Origin of the sequence: Caballeronia sp. INML2 (assembly GCF_023631365.1) — a bacterium.
Taxonomy (GTDB): Bacteria; Pseudomonadota; Gammaproteobacteria; order Burkholderiales; family Burkholderiaceae; genus Caballeronia; species Caballeronia turbans.
The window spans coordinates 187035-206431 of the sequence record NZ_JALQDH010000049.1 but is presented as its reverse complement, the minus strand read 5'-3'; the positions used below and the strand labels follow the sequence as shown (position 1 = coordinate 206431).

Annotated in this window: 22 protein-coding genes; 6 read left to right on the top strand and 16 right to left on the bottom strand. The window is 65.8% G+C overall.

The genetic code is table 11. From position 1 onward, the window contains the following. The first annotated feature begins 32 nt into the window (after positions 1–32). The gene (locus NCT32_RS18755) at positions 33–1223 is read left to right on the top strand and encodes an ABC transporter substrate-binding protein (protein ID WP_061118038.1); all 1191 of its coding nucleotides are present in this window, start codon (positions 33–35) and stop codon (positions 1221–1223) included. A 4-nt stretch (positions 1224–1227) separates the two neighbouring features. Here the strand turns inward: NCT32_RS18755 and NCT32_RS18750 are convergent, their stop codons facing one another. After that, a complete protein-coding gene (locus tag NCT32_RS18750) occupies positions 1228–1800 on the bottom strand; it encodes a DNA-3-methyladenine glycosylase (protein WP_061118039.1) in 573 nt (190 codons plus the stop codon). A gap of 60 nt (positions 1801–1860) precedes the next feature. Here NCT32_RS18750 and NCT32_RS18745 point away from each other — a divergent pair, with 60 nt between their 5' ends. Beyond that, positions 1861–2283, top strand: coding sequence for a low affinity iron permease family protein (locus NCT32_RS18745; protein ID WP_061118040.1), 423 nt, complete (start codon positions 1861–1863; stop codon positions 2281–2283). Positions 2284–2286: 3 nt separating this feature from the next. Here NCT32_RS18745 and NCT32_RS18740 read toward each other — a convergent pair whose 3' ends face one another. From NCT32_RS18740 to NCT32_RS18675, 14 genes are all read right to left on the bottom strand, one after another. Next, the gene (locus NCT32_RS18740; protein ID WP_250490474.1) at positions 2287–4125 is read right to left on the bottom strand and encodes a VWA domain-containing protein; all 1839 of its coding nucleotides are present in this window, start codon (positions 4123–4125) and stop codon (positions 2287–2289) included. A gap of 25 nt (positions 4126–4150) precedes the next feature. Next, positions 4151–4810, bottom strand: a complete 660-nt coding sequence (locus NCT32_RS18735; protein WP_250477457.1) for a TadE/TadG family type IV pilus assembly protein — start codon at positions 4808–4810, stop codon at positions 4151–4153. Then, a complete protein-coding gene (locus NCT32_RS18730; RefSeq protein ID WP_061118041.1) occupies positions 4807–5316 on the bottom strand; it encodes a TadE/TadG family type IV pilus assembly protein in 510 nt (169 codons plus the stop codon). The genes NCT32_RS18735 and NCT32_RS18730 overlap by 4 nt, the downstream gene beginning before the upstream one ends. After that, positions 5313–6176, bottom strand: a complete 864-nt coding sequence (locus NCT32_RS18725) for a lipopolysaccharide assembly protein LapB (protein ID WP_250477456.1) — start codon at positions 6174–6176, stop codon at positions 5313–5315. The genes NCT32_RS18730 and NCT32_RS18725 overlap by 4 nt, the downstream gene beginning before the upstream one ends. Positions 6177–6187: 11 nt before the next feature. Continuing rightward, on the bottom strand, positions 6188–7147 hold the full coding sequence (locus NCT32_RS18720) for a type II secretion system F family protein (RefSeq protein WP_061118042.1): 960 nt from the start codon (positions 7145–7147) through the stop codon (positions 6188–6190). Continuing rightward, positions 7144–8118 carry a type II secretion system F family protein gene (locus NCT32_RS18715; protein WP_061118043.1) on the bottom strand — a complete coding sequence of 325 codons (975 nt, stop codon included), beginning with the start codon at positions 8116–8118 and terminating at the stop codon, positions 7144–7146. Before NCT32_RS18715 ends, NCT32_RS18720 begins: the two co-directional genes overlap by 4 nt. Next, positions 8115–9512 (bottom strand): CpaF family protein, encoded by a 1398-nt coding sequence (locus NCT32_RS18710; protein WP_061118044.1) that lies wholly within the window; start codon positions 9510–9512, stop codon positions 8115–8117. Before NCT32_RS18710 ends, NCT32_RS18715 begins: the two co-directional genes overlap by 4 nt. After that, positions 9512–10729: an AAA family ATPase gene (locus tag NCT32_RS18705; protein ID WP_061118045.1), complete on the bottom strand. Its 1218-nt coding sequence runs from the start codon at positions 10727–10729 to the stop codon at positions 9512–9514. Before NCT32_RS18705 ends, NCT32_RS18710 begins: the two co-directional genes overlap by 1 nt. A 37-nt stretch (positions 10730–10766) precedes the next feature. Beyond that, the gene (locus NCT32_RS18700; RefSeq protein WP_061118046.1) at positions 10767–11141 is read right to left on the bottom strand and encodes a CpaD family pilus assembly lipoprotein; all 375 of its coding nucleotides are present in this window, start codon (positions 11139–11141) and stop codon (positions 10767–10769) included. Positions 11142–11148: 7 nt separating this feature from the next. After that, entirely contained in the window at positions 11149–12549 is a 1401-nt protein-coding gene (locus tag NCT32_RS18695) for a type II and III secretion system protein family protein (protein ID WP_061118146.1), read from the bottom strand. A 169-nt stretch (positions 12550–12718) separates the two neighbouring features. Beyond that, a complete protein-coding gene (gene cpaB / locus NCT32_RS18690; protein ID WP_250490473.1) occupies positions 12719–13669 on the bottom strand; it encodes a Flp pilus assembly protein CpaB in 951 nt (316 codons plus the stop codon). 12 nt (positions 13670–13681) lie between these two features. Further along, positions 13682–14191 (bottom strand): prepilin peptidase, encoded by a 510-nt coding sequence (locus tag NCT32_RS18685; RefSeq protein ID WP_061118048.1) that lies wholly within the window; start codon positions 14189–14191, stop codon positions 13682–13684. Positions 14192–14261: 70 nt separating this feature from the next. Beyond that, positions 14262–14441, bottom strand: a complete 180-nt coding sequence (locus tag NCT32_RS18680; protein WP_061118049.1) for a Flp family type IVb pilin — start codon at positions 14439–14441, stop codon at positions 14262–14264. A gap of 115 nt (positions 14442–14556) precedes the next feature. Then, complete coding sequence (locus NCT32_RS18675) at positions 14557–14769, bottom strand: hypothetical protein (protein ID WP_143756327.1); 213 nt, start codon at positions 14767–14769, stop codon at positions 14557–14559. A 46-nt stretch (positions 14770–14815) separates the two neighbouring features. On the opposite strand from NCT32_RS18675, the gene NCT32_RS18670 reads away from it, so the two are divergent. Beyond that, positions 14816–15313 carry a DUF6496 domain-containing protein gene (locus NCT32_RS18670; RefSeq protein ID WP_061118050.1) on the top strand — a complete coding sequence of 166 codons (498 nt, stop codon included), beginning with the start codon at positions 14816–14818 and terminating at the stop codon, positions 15311–15313. Here the strand turns inward: NCT32_RS18670 and NCT32_RS18665 are convergent. After that, on the bottom strand, positions 15298–16215 hold the full coding sequence (locus NCT32_RS18665; RefSeq protein WP_250490483.1) for a LysR family transcriptional regulator: 918 nt from the start codon (positions 16213–16215) through the stop codon (positions 15298–15300). The two genes, NCT32_RS18670 and NCT32_RS18665, sit on opposite strands and share 16 nt — an antisense overlap. 121 nt (positions 16216–16336) lie before the next feature. Between NCT32_RS18665 and NCT32_RS18660 the strand changes: the two genes are divergently transcribed. The 3 genes from NCT32_RS18660 to NCT32_RS18650 all read left to right on the top strand — a co-directional run bounded on the left by NCT32_RS18660 (position 16337) and on the right by NCT32_RS18650 (position 19234). Then, entirely contained in the window at positions 16337–17107 is a 771-nt protein-coding gene (locus NCT32_RS18660; protein WP_061118052.1) for a transporter substrate-binding domain-containing protein, read from the top strand. Positions 17108–17117: 10 nt separating this feature from the next. Continuing rightward, positions 17118–18245, top strand: a complete 1128-nt coding sequence (locus NCT32_RS18655) for a succinylglutamate desuccinylase/aspartoacylase family protein (protein WP_061118053.1) — start codon at positions 17118–17120, stop codon at positions 18243–18245. 98 nt (positions 18246–18343) lie between these two features. Then, positions 18344–19234: an alpha/beta fold hydrolase gene (locus tag NCT32_RS18650; RefSeq protein ID WP_061118054.1), complete on the top strand. Its 891-nt coding sequence runs from the start codon at positions 18344–18346 to the stop codon at positions 19232–19234. Positions 19235–19397 lie beyond the last annotated feature (163 nt).

The following is a 19397-nucleotide window of genomic DNA, read 5'->3' as shown; positions in this document are numbered from 1 at the left end:
GAATCGAATCTAAACAGAGAGGACAGAACCCGATGACGCCACTGCGCTTAACCCTCGCCGCCATTGCAGCGAGTCTCGCATTCGCCGCGCACGCCGACACCATCAAGATCGGCGAGATCAATAGCTACAAGGCACAGCCTGCATTTCTTCTGCCGTACAAGAACGGCTGGAATCTGGCGCTCGACGAGATCAACGCGGCGGGCGGCATCAATGGCAACAAGCTCGAAGTCGTCTCGCGCGATGACAACGGCAATCCCGGCGATACGGTTCGGGTCGCGCAAGAACTCGTCGCGCGCGAGCAGGTGAAGTTGTTGTTCGGCGGTTATCTGTCGAATACGGGCCTCGCGCTTGCGGACTTTGCGAAGCAACGGCGCATCTTCTTCCTCGCGGCCGAGCCGCTCACCGACAAGATCGTCTGGCAGGACGGCAACAAGTACACGTATCGTCTGCGCCCGTCGACGTACATGCAGGTCGCGATGCTCGTGCCCGAAGCCGCGAAGCTCAGGAAGAAGCGCTGGGCGCTCGTCTATCCGAACTACGAGTACGGCCAGTCGGCTGTGGCCACGTTCAAGCGCCTGCTGAAGGCGGCGCAGCCGGATGTGGAATTCGTCGCGGAGCAGGCGACCCCGCTCGGCAACGTCGATGCGGGCGCGGTGACGCAAGCGCTCGCCGATGCAAAGCCCGACGCCATCTTCAACGTGCTGTTCAGCGCCGACCTCGGCAAGTTCGTCCGCGAGGGCAACACGCGCGGACTCTTCAAGGATCGCGCGGTCGTGTCGCTGCTGACGGGCGAGCCGGATTATCTCGATCCGCTCGGCAAGGAAGCGCCGGTCGGCTGGATCGTCACGGGCTATCCGTGGTATTCGATCGATACCCCGGAGAACAAGAAATTCGTCGCCGCCTACGAGGCGAAGTATCACGACTATCCGCGCCTGGGCTCGGTCGTGGGCTATACCGCGATGATGTCGATCGCCAACGGCCTGAAGAAAGCCGGCTCACCCGATGCCGACAAGCTCGCCGCCGCATTCAAGGGCTTGCCCGTCGATACGCCGTTCGGCCCGATCACGTACCGCAAGCAGGACAATCAATCGACGATGGGCGCGTATGTCGGTGTGACGGGCCTGAAGGACGGCAAGGGCGTGATGACGTCGTTCCGTTATGTCGATGGCGCGAGCGTGCAGCCATCGGATGAAGAAGTGAAGAAACTGCGTCCGGCGGACTGACGCATCACGCCTTGGGAAAGGGCTTGCTGACGAACTTCGAACCGGCAAGCCCGAAACGCCAGGGTACGTCCATCGCCTTGGTGATGCCGATGCGCGGTCCGTGCACGATCGGGAAGTCTTCCTCGGGCGGCTCGATATGAAACGGCGCTTCGAGCAGCGACATGCCGTTGTTCCGGTGCGTGATGCCGAGCGCCTGCGCGGCGCGGCCCGGCCCCGAGCATAGAAGCTTGAGCGGCTCCAGTCCGCGCCGCGCACGCATTTCGTCGATGCCGACGAGCGGCTCGATCGCGCGAATCAGCACCCCGGCGCCGTGGCCGGCCTCGCGGCACACGAAATTCAGGCACCAGTGAATGCCGTAGGAACGGTAGACATAGGCATGGGCGGGCGGCCCGAACATGACCGCGTTGCGCGGCGTCGGCCCGGAGAAGCTGTGCGAGGCGGGATCTTCCCGGTCATAGGCTTCCGTTTCGACGATGCGGCCGCCGACACCGTCGACGGTCACGATCGCGCCGATGAGGCGTTGCGCGACGATCTCGGACGGCGCGTGAAAATCGACGGGTTTGGGCTTCTTGTTCACAAGCGGTATTCTAGCCGCGGCCGTGCAACCGCATTCAACCCGACCATCAGGAGACGCCGAATGAAGACTTCTTGGTTCCTCAAGTTCTCGAATGGGCTCGCGCAAGTGGCGGGGCACGCATCGACCTTCGTGACCGCGGTGGTGCTCGTCATCGTCTGGGCCGCATCGGGGCCGCTCTTTCATTTCAGCGACACATGGCAGCTCGTCATCAATACGTCCACGACGATCGTCACGTTCCTCATGGTCTTCCTGATTCAGAACACGCAGAACCGCGACACCGCCGCGATGCAGATCAAGCTCGATGAGCTCATTCGCGCGATCGACAAGGCGCATAACGCGCTGCTCGATCTCGAAGAGCTCGACGAAAAGGAACTCACCGTTTTTCGCAAGCGTTATGAAAAGCTCGCGCAGGAGGCGCGCGATGACTTGCGTTCGGCGAGCAAGGACATCGAGATGCCTTCATTCGACGAAGCGAAGCGGTAGCTGTCATTTCGTGAGACGCAGCACGCCCAGATTGCCGGCGATCTGCTGAAAGATGTTGTCGAGCGTCGTATTGTCCGGCGCGTGGTAATAGTTGCCCGGGCTCGCGCAGTTCTGCATCGTGACCTGTGCGCTCGAGCTGGATGCCGATGCGCCGAACGTAATCGAATAGATCGTGATGCCGCGCACCTTGATTGCCGTGCAGATCGCCTGCTGGTAGGAGTTGGCGTCGTCGGGATAACCCGCGTTGTTGCCGCTCGAAGCGTCGATGGGACTGCCGCCGTGCAGCTCCGACGAGTCCGTGAGCGCGTTCGACATCGTGGTGCCGTCGGCCCGGATCACGGTCGGCGCCGACAGGCTGTTGGTGCCCACGCCCGAAAGGCCGTTGAAATACAGCGTGTTGGGAATCGAGCCCGCCGCGCCGATCTGGTTGAGGCCGTCGGTGAGGACGATCATCACGCGTTGAAGATTCTGCACGGAGCCGTCGGTGGGCTTCGGCAGACTCGGGTCGGACGAAATCCAGCCGTTCTTCGTGCCGGCTACGTTCTGCGACCACGACGGCTCCAGCATGCGCCAGCCCCACAGAAGGCCGACCGGAATGATCGTCGAGCCCGACGGCGTCATCTTGCTGACGGCCGTGGTGAGCGTGGTGGCGTTCTGCGTGAGGAAGGTCATCGAGGTGGCGAGGCAGCCGGAGTTCTGCGTCAGGTTCTGCCCGGTCGTGTTGGTCTCGTCGAACTGGGTGCCGATGCCGGTGCCCGTGCCGCCGCTCGGGCTGTTGCACTTGTTCGCCGACCCCGACGAGCCGATGGTGAATGGCACGTTCGAGACGGTCGACGACGAACTGCCCGACGTATTGCACGCGCTGTACCGCGTCGACGAACTATAGGTGACCACCTTGAGCTTGCTCGTCGGCACGTTGTAGTAGTAACGCTGGAACTTGCGCGTGTCGAGCGGCGAGTACGCCTCGGGCGAGAGATTGCCGCTGGTGCGCGGCTCGATCGGGCAGCCGCTCCACGCGCCCGTCGTCACGCCGCTCGTGTTGTAGCTCGGCAGCGTCGCGCTGAGCCAGCTGCCGCCGGACGGCAGGGCGCCCGTGGTGTTGACGGTGCTCGCGAACGGCACCAGGCCGATGAAGTTCTTGCTGGTGGAAGTGCTTCCGCCCGGCAGCAGGTCGCCGATCAGCGAGTTGGCCGCAGCCTGCAGTCCGCTCATCTTGGTCGCGCCGGACTTGCCGTTCGCGGGGTCTCTCATGGAGCCGGTGTTGTCGAGCACCATGACGAGTTCGAGCGTGCTCTGCGGCAGCCGCAGGGCTGTGTTGTTTGCCGATACCGTCGAAGTATCCGGCGGTGCCGTTCCGCCGCCGGAACCCGTGCCGGAGTCGCCACCGGATGTCTTGCTGAGAATCTTCGGCGCAAGCAAGGGCAGCGATCCCGACGCCGACAGCGCGATGGTCTGTCCGGTAGCGGGCGCGCCCGATACGGTCGCGGAAAACTGCCCGTCGGGCATGGTGAAGCCCATCATGCCGGAAGGACTGTTCGCGTCGTAGTACGCACGCGCGTCCTTCTGCCAGTTGGAGAGGCTCGTGCCGGTCGGCGTGTTGCCATAGCGCTGGAGATCGACGCCCGCCGACAACGTGGCGGCATCGAGCGCCATCTGCATGCGGCCCTGCGTCATCACGTAGTCGATCGCATCGAGCGCCACGCACATGGACCCGATCATGGTGCTCGCGCACATCGCGAACATCATCGCGACGCTGCCCCCTGCGCTTTGCGGCAGCCGGCTGCATGCGCGCAGCGTCGACGAAATCGTCATGAGCCTGAACCCTTTGCGTTTGAATTCCATGTGGACGTCCGTGACCACGCGAACGTCAGAAGAACGCTCTCGGCGCACGCGGCCGCACATACACGCGGCGGTACACGGTCTGCTGGCCCGGCAGCCCCGAGATCAATTTGGAGCTCATGGTGAACGGGTTGTACGACATGAATACTTCCACGATGATCGCCGAATCTCCCGTGCGAAAAGGCCACGAAGCGGGCAACGGACTCGTGCCCGAAATCCTCGACGCCATGCCCGAGCTCTTGCTGTTGGTCCATGAAGGCGGAGATGCCGACCACTGGACCTTCGGCGTGACGGTCGTCATGGAGTTATCCATGTCCTTGCATTTGCCGCTGGAATCCGGATCGCACACGAAGGTCACGTAGACCATGCCGTTGTCCTTCAACTGATACGGTGCGGCGAGCAGCAACGCGTCCTGCCACAGCGAGGCGTAGCTGTTCGCATCGGCGGTATCGTTGTTGTCGGCGATGATCGAGGTCATCTGACCGATGGTATTGGCGAGCGTGAAGGCCGTACGATCGACCGCGCTGACCGCGCGCATGTACAAGTAGACCTCGGTGAAGCCGAGCATCACGAGCAGCATGAGCGGCACGATGATGACGAACTCGATGGACACGCTGCCGCGATCCGAGCGCAGCACGCGGGTGAGCTTCCGGCAGATCGATCGCACCGTTTCGCTGGTCGTTCTCATTTTTCGTTCTGCACGATGAAATTGCGCTCGAAGATCAGTTCGTTCACGCCGAACATCGCCGGTATGCCGGTGATGCCGGGCATCCTGAGCTGTATGTTGTAGGCGACCACGTCGCCGTATCCGCCCATGTCCTGCGTCGGCGTGTAGGTCGAGCTAGCGACATTGCCGTAGCCGTAGCTGCCGTAGTTCAGTTCGGTGACCGTGATGGTCGCGTTTGCGTTCCTCCATCCACCCAGGATCGTCTCGACGATCCTCTGCGCCTCCTGGGCGCGGCTACCCGTGCTCGGCGCGGTCGTTGTCAGGCCCACACGAGACGCCGCCTGCGCGGCCGCCTGCACCGATGCATCGACGATCATTTCCAGCGCGATCTCGATCGTGCCGATGATGAGGATGACCGCGATAACGGCGACGAACGCGAATTCGATCGACGCGATGCCGCGCTCGTCGCGCAGGATCCGCGTCGCGACGCCCGGCGGTCGTGGAAGGCGGCGCGCGGCGGCTTTCATTTGAGGCGCGTCGTCTGCATCTGGGCCGTCGGAATCGCGGACGGCGCCGCGGGCTGCGCGGACGTGGGCCGGGACATCAGTTCGCGCTGAATGTCGTAGTAACGGAGATTGTCCTCGACCGATGCCTTCGGCAGATCGCGCGACAGGATTTCTGCGGCCGCTTCGCGGTTACCGAGCAGCCCGTAGGCGAGCGCGAGGTCCTGGCGCGCCTGCGGCGGCGCGGCGGGAAAGCGCGTCACGTCGAGCAGCACGTTTGCGCCTTCGCGCGGATCGCCGGAGAGCGTCAGCGACAGGCCAAGATTCACGGAGAGCAGCGGATCCCCGACATTCTTCCTGAGCGCCTCGCGCAGCACGGCCTGCGCGCCCGTGTGATCGCCGCTCAGGTCGAGCGCGGCGCCGAGCCCGGCCGAGGCGAGCGGGTCGTCGGGCGTCAGCGCGAGCAGACGCCGGTAGGTCGAGATGGCGTCGTCGAAGCGGCGCTGACGCATGGCGACGCGCGCGAGTCCGATGAGCGGCGCGGTCGCGTTCGCGTCGGCCTTGCTGGCGCGATCGTAGTAGACGCCCGCGCGCGTGAAGTCGCCGACCGTGTAGAGCGTGTTGCCGAGACCCGTGAGGCCCGCGACCGAGTGCGGGTCCGCCTGCACGGCTTTTTCATAGAGCGAGGTGGCAAGTTCGACATTGCCCGAATCGAGCGCGGTGTCGGCGATGCGCAGCTCGCTCATCGTGCTGGGCGCGGAATTGCGCATGACGGGACGGCTGTCGACGCTCTGGCGGGTGGTCGTCGTGCATGCGCCGAGGGCGATCACGAGCGTCGCACAGCACGCCGCGAGGCCGAGGCGGCGCATGCCGGGAAGTGACATCTGCGTTGTCTTCATTGCTTTGCAAAGACGCTCATGAGTTGTATGACGGCCGGGCCTGCGGCGATCAGCATCACCGCGGGAAGAATGAAGATCATCATCGGCACGGCCATCTTGGGTGCGAGCTTGGCCGCCTTTTCTTCGAGCGACACGATGTGCGCAAGCCGTTCGGTATGCGACAGCGTGCGCAGCGCCTGCGTGATCGGCGTGCCGTAGCGCATCGATTGCGTGAGCGTGGAGATCAGTGCGCGGATCGACGGCAGATCGATGCGATCGGCGAGCGCCTGCAACGCGCGCGTGCTGTCGCCGGACAGCTTCAGTTCGTCGGCGGTCAGCGAAAACTCGCCGGAAAGCGGCGGGCAGATGGACTTCAACTCGTCGGCAACGCGCCGGATCGAGACGCCGAGGCTGTTGCCCGCGTTCGTGCAGATGACGAGCAGATCGAGCGCATCGGGCAGGCACGACGCCATGGCCTTGCGCCGCCGCGCTGCGAAGAAGGCGATCACGTATTCCGGCAGGATCATGCCGACCACGAACACCAGCAGCATCATGATGCCCCGCACCGCCGGATAGCCGCCGACCACGGGAATGTGCGAGCCGAGCATCACCGCGAACGCGGCGCAGATGAGCCCGACGACGAACTTGATCGCAAGCAGCACGGACACCGCCGACTGGCTGCGATAGCCGCTGCGGACCATCTGCGTGCGCAGCTTCGCGCGGTATTTGGCATCGAAGAGCGGCAGCCGGTCGCCCAGGCGCGCGAGGCGCTGCGTGAGGCGCGCCACGGTGCCTTCGTCGTCGTCTTCTTCGGCGAGCGCGCTTTCATTGCGCTGCACGACGGCGGCCTGCCGCGTGCGCTCGGCGATGCGGCCGCGCGTCCCGCCATGCTTGGTCGCCCACCACAGCACGATCGCGACGACGAGCGCGAGCAGCATCAGCAGGTTGATGAGTGTTTCGAGTCTGTCCTGACTCATCGCGCGGTATCCAGTTTCGACATCTTGTGAACGAGGCTCAGTCCCACCGTGAGCGAAATCGCGGCGCACGTCAGCACTTTCTGGCCCGGGGGCGTTTTGAACAGCACCATCAGATACGGGCGGTTGAGCATGAACATGCTGCCCAGAATGAAGAAAGGCACCGCCGCGAGAATCTTGGTCGTGATGCGCGCCTCGCCCGTCAGCGCCTTGGTTTTCTGACGGATCTCGCGGCGCTTGCGCACGATGCCCGCGAGATTCTCGAGCGTTTCGCCGAGCTGCCCGCCGGTCTCGCGCTGCAGCAGCAGGCAGACGCAGAAGAAGGAGAAGTCCGCGATGCCGATGCGCGTGACCGCGGTGGCGAGCACCTCTTCCAGGTCGAGCCCCACCTTGATTCCGTCGCCCATCAACCGGAATTCGCTCCTGAGCGGCTCCGGGCATTCGCTCGACGCGACGCCCATCACGTGTGTCACCGGGACGCCCGCGCGCACGGCGCGCACGATCAGGTCGATGAGATCGGGAAAACCGTCCAGAAAACGGCGCTTGAATCGTTCGACGAGAAACCGGTACGCCTGGATCGCGCCGAGCACGGGCAGGCCGATCAGGAGCACCGGCGTTGCGAGCGCGGGCAGCGGCAGCAGCTTCGACATCACCAGCGCAAGGACCTCGGAAATGACCGCCGTGATGATCACCGCGCGCAGTCCGCTTGCGCCGGCCACCGTTTTGAGGCGCGCGATCTTCGGCGCGAACCAGCGGCTCACGACGTTGTCGTTGCGGCTGAAGGTGAAAAGGTCGGAGTGGTCATGACGGGTCTCGCGTCCGTTCGGGCCGGCCGCGGGGAAGGCGGCCTGCACCCGCGCCTGGATGCGCGCATCGGGGCGCTGTCTGCGCATGTCCTGCACCACGAGCAGCATGATGCCGAGCAGCAGGACGATGGCGAACGCGCAGAAGGTGATCAGATCGACGGAGCTCATGGCCGCATCGCCTCCAGCAGCGCATCTTCGAGACCGTAATAAGCGGCGCGCGCGGCGAAGGCCGGCCGCACGGCGCCCGTTTCGAACACGCCTTTGACTTCCTCGCTGTACGCGCTCGCATCGTAGCGGAAGGTGAAGAGATCCTGAGTGATGATGACGTCGCCTTCCATGCCCACCAGCTCGGTGATGCGCGTGACGCGCCGCATGCCGTCGCGCATGCGCTCGATCTGCACGATCATGTGCACCGCGCTCGCGATCTGCCGGCGGATCGACAGCAGCGGCAGGTTGCCGTTCGCCATCATCACCATCGATTCCAGACGCGTGATGCCGTCGCGCGGCGTGTTCGCGTGGATGGTGGTCATCGAGCCGTCGTGGCCCGTGTTCATCGCCTGCAGCACGTCGAAGGCTTCGGGGCCGCGCGTTTCGCCGAGAATGATGCGGTCGGGGCGCATCCGCAACGCGTTGCGCACGAGATCGCGCTGCGTGACGGCGCCGAGCCCTTCGGCATTTTCGGGGCGCGTTTCCAGACTGACGACGTGCGGCTGCACGAGCTGCAACTCGGCTGCATCCTCGATCGTCACGGTGCGCTCGCCGTGCCCGATGAAGTGCGACAGCGCATTGAGCAGCGTCGTCTTGCCCGAGCCCGTACCGCCCGAGACGATCACGTTCAGCCGGCACGTGCTCGCGAGCTTGAGCACGGTGGCCATCGCGGCCGACATGTTGCCCTGCTGCGACATGCGGTGCAGCGTGATGTTGCGCTTCGAGAATTTACGAATCGAGATCGACGCGCCGTTGATGGCGAGCGGCGGCAGCACGACGTTCACGCGGCTGCCGTCGGCGAGACGCGCATCGACCATCGGGCTGCTTTCGTCGACACGCCGCCCGACGCCCGCCGCGATGCGTTGCGCGACGTTGGTCACGTGCGTGTTGTCGCGGAACTTGCAGTTGGTGAGTTCGAGCCGCCCGTGCCGCTCGACATAGACCTGATCGGGACCGTTGACGAGCACGTCGGTGATGCTGTCGTCGGCGAGCAGCGGTTCGATCGGACCGAGGCCGAACATGTCGTTCAGCAACTCGCCGACGATCTGCCCCTGCTCCGCGATCGTGATGTTCAGCCGCTCGCGCTCCGCCACGTCCAGCACGAGCTGCTCGACGCCCGGCTTCATCTGCTCGCGTGTCTTGCCGACGGCGGCCGAGGGGTTCATCGCCGCGAACACGCCGTTGCGGATCACCTTGAAGAGGTCCGAGCGCACCAGCACTTCACCGCCCTCGGGCGCGTGCGCGCGCGGGGCCGGCGCGACCGGGGGCGGCGCCTCGGCTGCCGCCGCGGCTTCGGCGCCGGGCGCCGCGTCCGGATCGGGCGCGGGGCGGGGAACCTGCTTCTGTCCGAACATCAGCCTCTCCTGAGCCTGAGCTTCTGGAAGAACGAGCGCTCGGCGTTCATCTGCTGACCGGTGAGGTCGCCGCCGATGCGCGTGATCATCTGATTGAAGCCGTTCACCGCTTTTTCTTTAGGCGCTTCGCCGAGGTTCTCGGCGGTCGCGAGCGCCTTTGCTTCGAACGGGATTTCGTACAGCACGTTGCGGCCGATTGCCGTCATGAAGTCGTTCGCCTGCACCTTGCCGCCCGTCACGGCGTTCGGGTTGTTGAGCAGCAGCGAGGTCGGCGGATTGTTGTCGCGGTCCTCGATGTGGCGCAGCAGGCGGATCGTCTCCCGTGTGGAATGCACCGAGCGGTCCGCGACCAGATAGACCCGCGCGGCGTGATCGAAGGCTTCCTGCGCGAGCGGGTCCGTCACCGTGCCGATGTCCAGAATCACGTAGTGGAAGCTGTCGCACAGCAGCTCGAGCACGCGCGGCAACGCGCCCGGGCCGAACGGACGCGCGGCGCCGTAATCGTGTTCCGCCGACAGCATGAAGAGCCGGCTGCCCTTGGCGACGAGCGTGCGCTCCACGTATTGCGGATCGAGGCGGTGCACGTTCTGCAGCACGTCGATGAGCCCGTTGTTGCTCTGCAGACCGAGCATCGAATTGGCTGCGCCGCCGTGCAGGTTCAGATCGACATAGGCGACGCGCCGATGCGTGTCTTCCGACAGATGGCGCGCGACGTTGAGCGCGAGCGTCGTCACCCCGACGCCGCCGCGCGAGCCCGTGAACGCAATCGTCTTGCCGGCGCGCGCGAGCATCACCGGGCTCACCTTGCCCTCGGAGACGTTGACCGTGCGCTTGAGCAGCTCGACCGTGATGGGCTTGACGAGGTAATCTCGCACGCCGATCTTGAGCAGGCTGCGAAACAGGCCGACGTCGTTGCGCTCGCCGAGCGCCACGACCTGCACCGACGGCTCGCACACTTCGGCGAGGCGGCCGAGGTCTGACAGCGGCATCACGGAGTCCTGCAGGTCGACGAGCAGGAAGAGCGGCGAGCGGTCGACGCGGGCGAGATACGCGATCGCGTCGTCGACGCTGCCGACGACGATATGCGCGTGCGGCATCGCCTGCTCGAGCACGAAGCTCTTGACGATCTGCTCGGTCTTGCGATCGGACACGAAGGCGATGAAATCCGCGTTGCGCGTGCCGGACTTGCTCTTCGAGAAGGAGAACTCTGTGCTCATGGCTGGCCTTATGTGCTTCTGGCTGTGTTGCGTCGCATCACTTGCTGTCGCGCGAGGTCGATCTGTCGAGCGGAATCACGCGGCCGGTCTCGTAGCGCCGCACCGCGCTCGCCGCCACCGCCGCGTTCGCCGGGCCGAGCGTCTGCGGATGCACGGCGTCTTCGGGGTGGGCGAGTTGCGCGGCGAGATTCGTGTAGGTCGCGCAGCCCCATTGCATGCTCGGGCGGCGGATGCCGGCGTCAGTCAGCAGCGACGGGCGCGCGAGGCTGTCGCAATCGGGCGGCACGGCCGACGTGCCGTCGTAGCCGATCACCGTTTCGTTCGGCATGTTGCGCGGCGGCTTGAAGCAGCCGCCGGCGGCGACGGCGAACGAGCCGGCGAGAAGGAGCGAAAGCAGTCGTGTGTGTTTCATCGCGGGCTCAATAGACGTAGCCGGCCGCGCCGACGAGACGCGGCTGTCCGGCCTGAGCCGGCGCTCCGCCGTTCTGGCGCCGGAAGCTGTATTCGACATCGCTCGACGGCGAGATCAGCGAATCGAGCGGCGTGCGCAGTTTCGACGGATCGGTCGGCTCGACGAGATACGGCGTGACCATGATCACGAGCTCCGTCTTGTTGTTCTGGTAGTTCGTCGACGAGAACAGCTTGCCGAGGATCGGAATCGAGCCCAGGCCCGGCACCTGCGAAACGACGTCGCTCGTATTGCTCTGCAGGAGCCCCCCGATCGCGAAGCTCTGGCCGCTCGCGAGCTCCACGGTCGTGTCCGCGCGACGAACGGAGAGTCCCGGCACGGTGACGCCGCCGGTCGTCACGCTCGCGGTCGTGTCGATCTGGCTGACTTCCGGGCGCACCTTCAGGCTGATGCGCCGGTCCGAGAGCACGGTCGGCGTGAAATCGAGCTTGACGCCGAACTGCTTGAACTCGACGGTGATCGCGCCGTTGGTCTGCGAAACGGGAATCGGAAATTCGCCGCCCGCGAGAAAGCTCGCCGTCTGCCCCGACAGCGCGACGAGATTCGGCTCGGCGAGCACCGTCAGCAGGCCTTCCTGATTCAGCGCGTCGACGAGCGCGCGGATGTCCACGTTGTTCGTCCTGAAGGCGCCGAGGATCGAATAGGCGTTGTTGGTCGGCAGATTGACCGGATAGGTCACGGCGCCGTTGGCGCCGGTGAGCGGCTGGCTCAGGTTGTAGATCGGGCGGCCGCTGAAGATGCCGCCATAAAAGTTGCCGACCGCGTTGCCCATCGCCTGCCAGTTGATGCCGAGCTGCTGCGTGATGTTGCGATCCACTTCGGTGATGCGCACGCGCAACTGCACTTGCAGCGGGCGGTCGATCGTCATGCGGTTGACGAGCACTTCCTTGTCGGCGAGATAGGGCGTCACCGCCTGGACGACGGCGTCGGCATCCGCCGGCGTCGCCGCCTGGCCGCTCAGCATCAGCGAGCCTTGTCCCGTCGCGACCTGCACGTTCGTGTTCGGAAAGCGCGCGGCGAGCATGGCGCGCAAGGTGATCATGTCGCGCGACACGACGATCGTGCGCTGCACGAGCGGACGGTTGTTGGCGCCGAGCACGTAGAGCGTCGTCGTGCCGGTTTTCTTGCCGAGCACGAAAACCGCCCTGGGCGAGGGCACGTGCACGTCCGCGACGGCGGGATCGGCGACGAAGACCGAGACGGCGTTTTCGTTCAGTGGCAACACCGTGCCCTTGCCCGCGTCGAGCACGAGCGCGCCTTGGGCACCGGCGGGCGCCATCGCGTCCGTCATGCCGCCGCGCGCGACGTTCGCGGCGCGCACGGCCGAGGGCGCGCCGGCGTAGGGCGGCATGTTCGCCGGCTCCGCGGCATGCGCGGCGGCGCACCCGACGAGCGACACGCACGCCAGAAGCACGGCGACTGGCGCGCTATCCGCGCGACCCGCGGTGCGAGTCGGACTGAACTGCGTCTTCATGAATGTGAATCCTGGCGATGGCACGCTTTCGAACGGGGGCACGGTGTCAACGCTCCGCGGGCACGGAGGGCAGCGGCGGGACGCCCTGGCCCGAACCGCCCGCCTGGGCAACGCTCGACGTCTCCGACTTCTCGGAGCCGCGGTAGATGGTCACGGTGCGCGGCATGGCCGGCGCGGCGCTCGGCGCGCCCGACTGAGCGGGGCGCGTGCGCGGCAGCTCGCGCACGGCGCGGGAGATGTCGCCGGCCCAGAGAGGCTTGCGCTCGTCGGCGGAAGCGCCGGCGGCCGCCGCCGGTTCGCGGCTGACGGTCGCGAAGCTGCGCAGCGCGAGCGACAGGCTGCCGAGCCGCGCCGCGACCGCCACGACTTCGCCCATGCGCGGCGTGACTTCGAGCGTCACGGTGCGGGCGCGGACCACGGCGACGTCGGCGTCGCTGTCGTTTTTCGGCCGCTTGATTTCGGAACCGACGGCGAGCACGCGCACGTGCTCGACCACCGTCTCGCTCGATACCGCGAGATCCGGGGATTCGGTGCGCCGGTCCATTTGCTGCGTGAGGAGCAGGTCGACGTAATCGCCCGGCTGGATCAGCCCGGCGTTGCCGGACACGTCGTCGACGGCGACCGAGACCGCGCGCATGTCGGGCTTGAGCGTCGCGGCGAGGAAGCCGGGGGCGCTCGGCAGAAAGACGTCGTCGGATACGAGGACGGTGCCGCTCGCGACCGGATGGCGCAGCAGCGCGCCCTTCAGGTCGGGCGCACCCGCGACGCCCGCGACGATGGCGCTGGACGGAATGTCCGCCTTGGGAATGTCCTTCCAGGCGAGGTCCTCGTCGCGCAGCAACAGGCCTTGCGGCAGGTTCGCCGCGCTCACCAGCACTTTCTCGCTCGTCACGACGGGCTTTGCCGTGCGCGACGCGCTCGCAAGGACGACGCGCACGATCAGCGCGACCAGGAGTGCGCCGAGCAGCAGCACGGCAAACTTGATGATGTTGGACATGAGGACGTCGTCCTATCGCGTCGAGATGAGGTGCAGCAGGGCAGGCAGCACGATGACGAGACCGCCGCCGAAGGCGAGCGCCACGCCGTACGGAACGCCGCGCGCCGCGGAGAACATCGCGAGCGCGCGCAGCGGCACGAAGCGCTGAGACGGATTCATGTTGCGGGTGGCGAGACTCACGAGCGACACCACGGTCCCGATCACGGAGATGAGCGTCAGCGTGGCGAGCGAAAGACCGAATCCCACCCAGAGAAAGATGACGGAAGCGAGCTTGGCGTCGCCACCGCCGAGCATCCGCGCGACGAACAGGACCGCGCAGGCCAGAAACACGACGACTGCAAGCAGCAGATGCGAGATCACATCGTCGAGCGACATGCCGGCGATGAGCGCATCGACGAAAAAGAGTGCACCGATCGAGAGGACGATGCTCGTCGGCAGACGTCGGGTGCGTACGTCGATGACAGCGAGCCAGAGTAGGGCGCCCAGCACGACAAGACGAATGACGAGAGACGGTACGGTCACGATGGACTCGATTCGGTTAGGCCATACAGGGGTCCGGGCGTTTGACGGCCCGGACCTGATGCTCGACTGCTTAGGCGCCTGCCGCGCTCTTAACCTTGGTGGTCAGGTTGGTGAAAATGTCCGAGAGGTTGGTGCTGAAGGTCGAGCCGACCAAGGTCAGTGCGACCACGACGATGCCGGCGAGGATGGCGTATTCCATGGCGCTGACGCCACGTTCGTCGCGCACGAAGGCTTTCAGAAGTTTTTGCATATTGCTTCCTTGATGAGTGAGAGTCGGGTTTGCAGTGCCAGGGGGAAGTGCTTACCGTTTGGATCATATCCATGGCCGCCCAGGCCAAACGCGAGAACAAAAGGCAGAACAGGCCTCAATTTGAAACGACCTGGGTGATATGGATAAGCGCGTTAACGGCAAGGGCTTGACGGGCTTTAATCGATTCGAACAAATGCGCCCCGAACCGGACGATTTCGCGGAAAAAGCGCACTGTTTGTCCACCCGCAAGCGATTGCGCGGCATCCCAGACAGCGATGCGACCGGTGCACTCGCTGTTGCGCGCACAGGCCGCGATGTGGGCACGCACGTTGCTCGCGCGTCAAGGGCCAGTCCACTTCATATGGAGGTCCGACATGCCCGAAAAGAAAACCCTCGAGCGCGCAGCGAAGGCGAAGCGCGCAGGCAAGTCCCCGAGCACGCAGGCGGGTGCGTTCGTGAAGGAGCAGATCGATCACATTCGCGAAGGCAAGCACGGCGCGAAGTCGGCGAAGCAGGCCATCGCGATCGGGCTGTCCGAAGCGCGTCGCTCGGGCGTGAAGACGAAGGCGCCGAAGAAGGGCACGACGTCCGAGGCCACGCGCAAGAAGGCCGCGCAGGACACGAAGGCCGCGCATCGCACGAAGCGAAGCCCGAGCACCGAGTCGAAGGCGAAGCGTTCAGCCGTGTCCACGCGCGTGCTCAAACGCGAAAGCACCAAGGCCGCTTCGCACAAGTCCCTGTCGCGTCAATCGCACGCGGCTGCGAGCCGGCGCTCGGCGGCGGATCGGTCAGCGGCGGCGAAGAAAGGCTGGGCGACGCGACGCGCCCGTGCCGCCGGTGCATCGAAGGGCACGCGTCACGCGTCGCGTTGAGCGGGAAGCATCCGCGCGAACGAAACGGCCATCGTTGCCAGTTCTTGCGCCGCGGGCGTGAGAGGGACGCCCGCGCGCCGCAGCAGACATACCGGCGTTTTCGCGGCGCGCTCGGCGATAGGCACGATCTCGACGTGCTCCCGGAAGAACGGATGCCCGGCGAGGCTCGCGGGTTCCAGACCGATATAGTCGCTCGACGCAATGCAGTGCAGGGTGTCGAACACGGCTTCGGTCGTCGCGGCGATGCGCGGCGGCGCGAGCTTCGCGTGCTCGAAGAGCGCCGACAGCTTGTTGCCCAGCGCACCGCCGCCGCGTTGCCGCGTGCTGACCCATTCCGCGTCCTGGAGGGCGCGCAGCGAGCGCGCACGCCCGAGCGGATGCCCGCGCCGCGCGATCACCGCGACTTCGGTGTCGAAGAGCGGGGTGGCGTCCATGTCGTGGATGTCGGCATCGGGGGAGATCAGGGCGAGCGCGAAGTCGAGGCTGCCGTCGCGAACCCATGAAGTCAGCATCCGCGACGTCGCGCTCGTCAGATGCACGTCGATGCGCGGACAGCGCTCGCGATAGCTCGCGAGCAGCGCGGGAAAGAGGCGCATCGTCGCTTCCGCGGCGAGGCCGAGCGCAACGCGGCCCGTCAGTTCGCCGCGCAACTGGCGCATTTCTTCTTCGGTCTTTCTGCACTCGCCGAGAATCAGGTCGGCGCGCAGACGCAATCGCTCACCGACCGGCGTCAGGCGCGCGCCGCGCACGTCCCGCTCGAACAGCGGCCCGCCCGCGAGCGTCTCGAGCTTCTGCAATTGCTGGGTGATGCCGCTTTGCGCGACATCGAGCCGCCGCGCGGCCGCACGCACGCTGCCCGCCTCGGCAACGGCGACGAACATGCGCAATTGCGTCAGAGTCATATCCACGCTCGGCGTCTCCGTCGGGTGATCTCGAAAAGTGATCATGATAAGCAAAATGCGTCTTTTTGAGAGCGTCTTGCGCTCGTACCATCGGTGGCACCAAAACGGAGACGCCGCCTTCATGTACAGACTCAGCTCACTCTTCCTGGCCGCCGCGCTCGTCGCGGCCGCGCCGCTTCAGGCGAAAGATGCCGACGCCCTGCGCCTTGGCATCGATCCCGGCTATCCCCCGATGGACGTGAAGACGCCCGACGGCCACGTCGCGGGTTTCGACGTCGATCTCGGCGATGAAATCTGCCGCCGCATCGCGATGCGCTGCCAGTGGGTGGAACTCGAATTCTCGGGGATGATTCCCGCGCTGCAGGCACGCAAGATCGACGGAATCATGTCGTCGATGGCGATCACCGACAAGCGCATGAAGCAGATCGCGTTTTCCACCAAGCTCTTTCAGTTCCGCTCGCGCCTGATCGCGAAGCAGGGCACGCCGCTCACGGCGAGCGCGCAGGGCTTGCGGGGCAAGCGCATCGGCGTGCAGAGCGGCAGCCAGTTCGAAACCTACGCGCTGAAAAACTGGCAGCCGGGCGGCGTCGAGGTGGTGTCGTATCAGAGCATGGAAGGCGTGCTGAACGACCTGAGCGCGGGACGCATCGACGCCGCGCTGCTCGGTTCGGTGGAAGCGGAGCACGGGTTCCTGAAGACGCCGCGCGGCGCGGGCTTCTCGTTCGTCGGCGAGCCGCTTTCGATGGGCGATCACGGCGTCGGCATGGGCCTGCGCCAGGACGATACGGCGCTCAAGGCGAAAGTCGACAAGGCCGTGAACGACATGCGCGCCGACGGCACGTATCAGAAGATCGCGCGCAAGTACTTCGACTTCGACGTGTACGGCGACTGAGGATTTCTCGATGCAAACCAGACGCCATTCACTCGTTTCCACGACGCTCGGCACCTCGCGCGAGCTCGTCAGCTTTCATTTCGGCGACGCGAAGCGCGACGGCGAGAAGGTCTACATTCAGGCGTCGTTGCACGCCGACGAAACGCCCGCGATGCTCACCGCATGGACGTTGAAGAAGCGGCTCGCCGCGCTCGACGCCGAAGGCCGCGTGCGCGGTGAAATCGTGCTCGTGCCGGTGGCGAATCCGATCGGTCTGTCGCAGCATGTGCTCGGGCAATTTCTCGGGCGCTTCGAGGCGAACAGCGGCCACAACTTCAACCGCAGCTTTCCGATGCCGCCCGCCGCGGCGTTGATCGAGCGCGTGGGCGCGCATTTATCGTCCGCGGATGCCGCGCACAACGCGCGCCTTGTGCGCGGCGCGCTCGTCGAGATGCTCGGCGAAATGACCGCGAAGAACGAATTCGAATCGCTGCGGCTCGCGCTGCTGACGCTGGCGTCACGAGCCGATATCGTGCTCGATCTGCATTGCTCGCTCGAAGCGACGATGCACGTTTATACGAGCCCCGCGAGCTGGCCCGCGATCGAGCCGCTCGCGCGCCATCTCGGCGCGAACGGCGTGCTGCTCGCCACCGATTCCGGCGGGCAGTCTTTCGACGAAGTTCACGCGCTGCTGTGGAACGAACTGCGCGAGCGCCTCGGCGAGAGGACGCCGCTCGGCGCGCCGAATATCGCGGCGACGATCGAACATCGCGGGCAGCGTGATGTCGATTACGACACCGCCGCGCATGATGCCGATGCCATCGTCGATTATCTGATCGCGCGTGGCGTGATCGAGGGCGATGTGAAGGACGCGCCGCCGCTTGCGCAACCCGCGACGCCGCTTGCGGGCAGCCAGCAGTTGATCGCGCCGGTGAGCGGGATCGTCGTGTATCGGGCGACGGTGGGCGCACTGCTCAGAGCGGGCGATCCGGTGTTCGATATCGTCGATCCGGTCACCGATGCGGTGACCACCATCGCCACGGATAACGACGGCGTCTTCTACATGCGCCGCGCGATCCGCTTCGTGTATGCGGGCGCGCCGATGGGGCGCGTGACGGGGAAGAAGGCGATCAGGAGCGGGGTGCTGATCGGGGCGTGAGGGTCCGGCGAGCCGCATCGCCAGCGTGTCGAGCGCGCGCTTGCCTTGCTCGCTAGAATGACTGCTCCCTTCCGCGTTCCCCTTCGAGGAGTCTCGCCATGCTGGACTTCGAACGCCACGCCCGCACGCCGACGCTCGATATCGCCTACGCCGATTCCGGTCCCGCCGATGGCCCCGTCGTCCTCCTGATTCACGGCTGGCCCGACGCGGCCCGCGCCTGGAACGCGGTCGCCGCACGGCTCAACGAAGGCGGCTATCGCACCATCGTTCCGGAACTGCGCGGCGCGGGCGGCACGCGTTTTCTATCCGCCGACACCGTGCGCGACGGCTCGGGGGTCGCGCTCGCGCAAGATGCCATCGATCTCGCCGATGCGCTCGGCATCGCGCAATTCGATGTCGTCGGCCACGACTGGGGCGCGCGCGCCGCGTACACCCTCTCCGCGCTGTTTCCCGAGCGCGTGCGCCGCATGGCCGCGCTCGCGCTCGCGTATCAGCCGCGCGGCGTCTTCAAACTGCCGGATTTCTCTCAGGCGCGGCGCTTCTGGTACCAATGGTTCATGTCGCTCGATGGCGGCCCGGACGCCGTCGCCGCCGATCCCAAAGGCTTCGCGCGCATCCAGTGGGACACGTGGTCGCCGCCCGGCTGGTTCGACGAAGCAGAATTCGCGGCGACGGCGCGCGCCTTCGAGAACCCGGATTGGGTGCCGATCACGCTGAACGCGTACCGGCGTCGCTGGCGCAGCGACCAGCCGTCCGATCCGGCGCTCGCGAAACTGTATGCGCGGCTCGCGACGATCGAGCGCATCGGCGTACCCGCGCTGATGATCCAAGGCGGCGCCGATTCCTGCGATGAACCGGCGAGCTCGGAAGGACAGGACGTGTATTTTCCGGCGGGATACCGGCGCGTGATCGTCGATGGCGCGGGGCATTTTCCGCTGCGTGAAGCGTCGGACGCCGTTGCGGATGCCGTCATCGCGCATCTGACGTGACGGCGGATCAGGCGAGCGTCTTGCGCACGGATGCGGACACTCGTAGCACGTTTGGCGACAACTACTGTATGCGTGTACAGTACTGTTCGCTATGGCGGGCGCGCACATCCGAACACTCGTGCGACCTCGCCCACGGCTTTCAGCGAGCCGCCTAACCTATTGA

Excerpts from the sequence above, each read along its gene's own strand:
- NCT32_RS18755 (WP_061118038.1), top strand. The coding sequence starts at position 33 with ATGACGCCACTGCGCTTAACCCTCGCCGCCATTGCAGCGAGTCTCGCA.
- NCT32_RS18745 (WP_061118040.1), top strand. The coding sequence starts at position 1,861 with ATGAAGACTTCTTGGTTCCTCAAGTTCTCGAATGGGCTCGCGCAAGTG.
- NCT32_RS18740 (WP_250490474.1), bottom strand. The coding sequence starts at position 4,125 with ATGGAATTCAAACGCAAAGGGTTCAGGCTCATGACGATTTCGTCGACG.
- NCT32_RS18735 (WP_250477457.1), bottom strand. The coding sequence starts at position 4,810 with ATGAGAACGACCAGCGAAACGGTGCGATCGATCTGCCGGAAGCTCACC.
- NCT32_RS18730 (WP_061118041.1), bottom strand. The coding sequence starts at position 5,316 with ATGAAAGCCGCCGCGCGCCGCCTTCCACGACCGCCGGGCGTCGCGACG.
- NCT32_RS18725 (WP_250477456.1), bottom strand. The coding sequence starts at position 6,176 with ATGTCACTTCCCGGCATGCGCCGCCTCGGCCTCGCGGCGTGCTGTGCG.
- NCT32_RS18720 (WP_061118042.1), bottom strand. The coding sequence starts at position 7,147 with ATGAGTCAGGACAGACTCGAAACACTCATCAACCTGCTGATGCTGCTC.
- NCT32_RS18715 (WP_061118043.1), bottom strand. The coding sequence starts at position 8,118 with ATGAGCTCCGTCGATCTGATCACCTTCTGCGCGTTCGCCATCGTCCTG.
- NCT32_RS18710 (WP_061118044.1), bottom strand. The coding sequence starts at position 9,512 with ATGTTCGGACAGAAGCAGGTTCCCCGCCCCGCGCCCGATCCGGACGCG.
- NCT32_RS18705 (WP_061118045.1), bottom strand. The coding sequence starts at position 10,729 with ATGAGCACAGAGTTCTCCTTCTCGAAGAGCAAGTCCGGCACGCGCAAC.
- NCT32_RS18700 (WP_061118046.1), bottom strand. The coding sequence starts at position 11,141 with ATGAAACACACACGACTGCTTTCGCTCCTTCTCGCCGGCTCGTTCGCC.
- NCT32_RS18695 (WP_061118146.1), bottom strand. The coding sequence starts at position 12,549 with ATGCCGCCCTACGCCGGCGCGCCCTCGGCCGTGCGCGCCGCGAACGTC.
- cpaB (WP_250490473.1), bottom strand. The coding sequence starts at position 13,669 with ATGTCCAACATCATCAAGTTTGCCGTGCTGCTGCTCGGCGCACTCCTG.
- NCT32_RS18680 (WP_061118049.1), bottom strand. The coding sequence starts at position 14,441 with ATGCAAAAACTTCTGAAAGCCTTCGTGCGCGACGAACGTGGCGTCAGC.
- NCT32_RS18670 (WP_061118050.1), top strand. The coding sequence starts at position 14,816 with ATGCCCGAAAAGAAAACCCTCGAGCGCGCAGCGAAGGCGAAGCGCGCA.
- NCT32_RS18665 (WP_250490483.1), bottom strand. The coding sequence starts at position 16,215 with ATGACTCTGACGCAATTGCGCATGTTCGTCGCCGTTGCCGAGGCGGGC.
- NCT32_RS18660 (WP_061118052.1), top strand. The coding sequence starts at position 16,337 with ATGTACAGACTCAGCTCACTCTTCCTGGCCGCCGCGCTCGTCGCGGCC.
- NCT32_RS18655 (WP_061118053.1), top strand. The coding sequence starts at position 17,118 with ATGCAAACCAGACGCCATTCACTCGTTTCCACGACGCTCGGCACCTCG.
- NCT32_RS18650 (WP_061118054.1), top strand. The coding sequence starts at position 18,344 with ATGCTGGACTTCGAACGCCACGCCCGCACGCCGACGCTCGATATCGCC.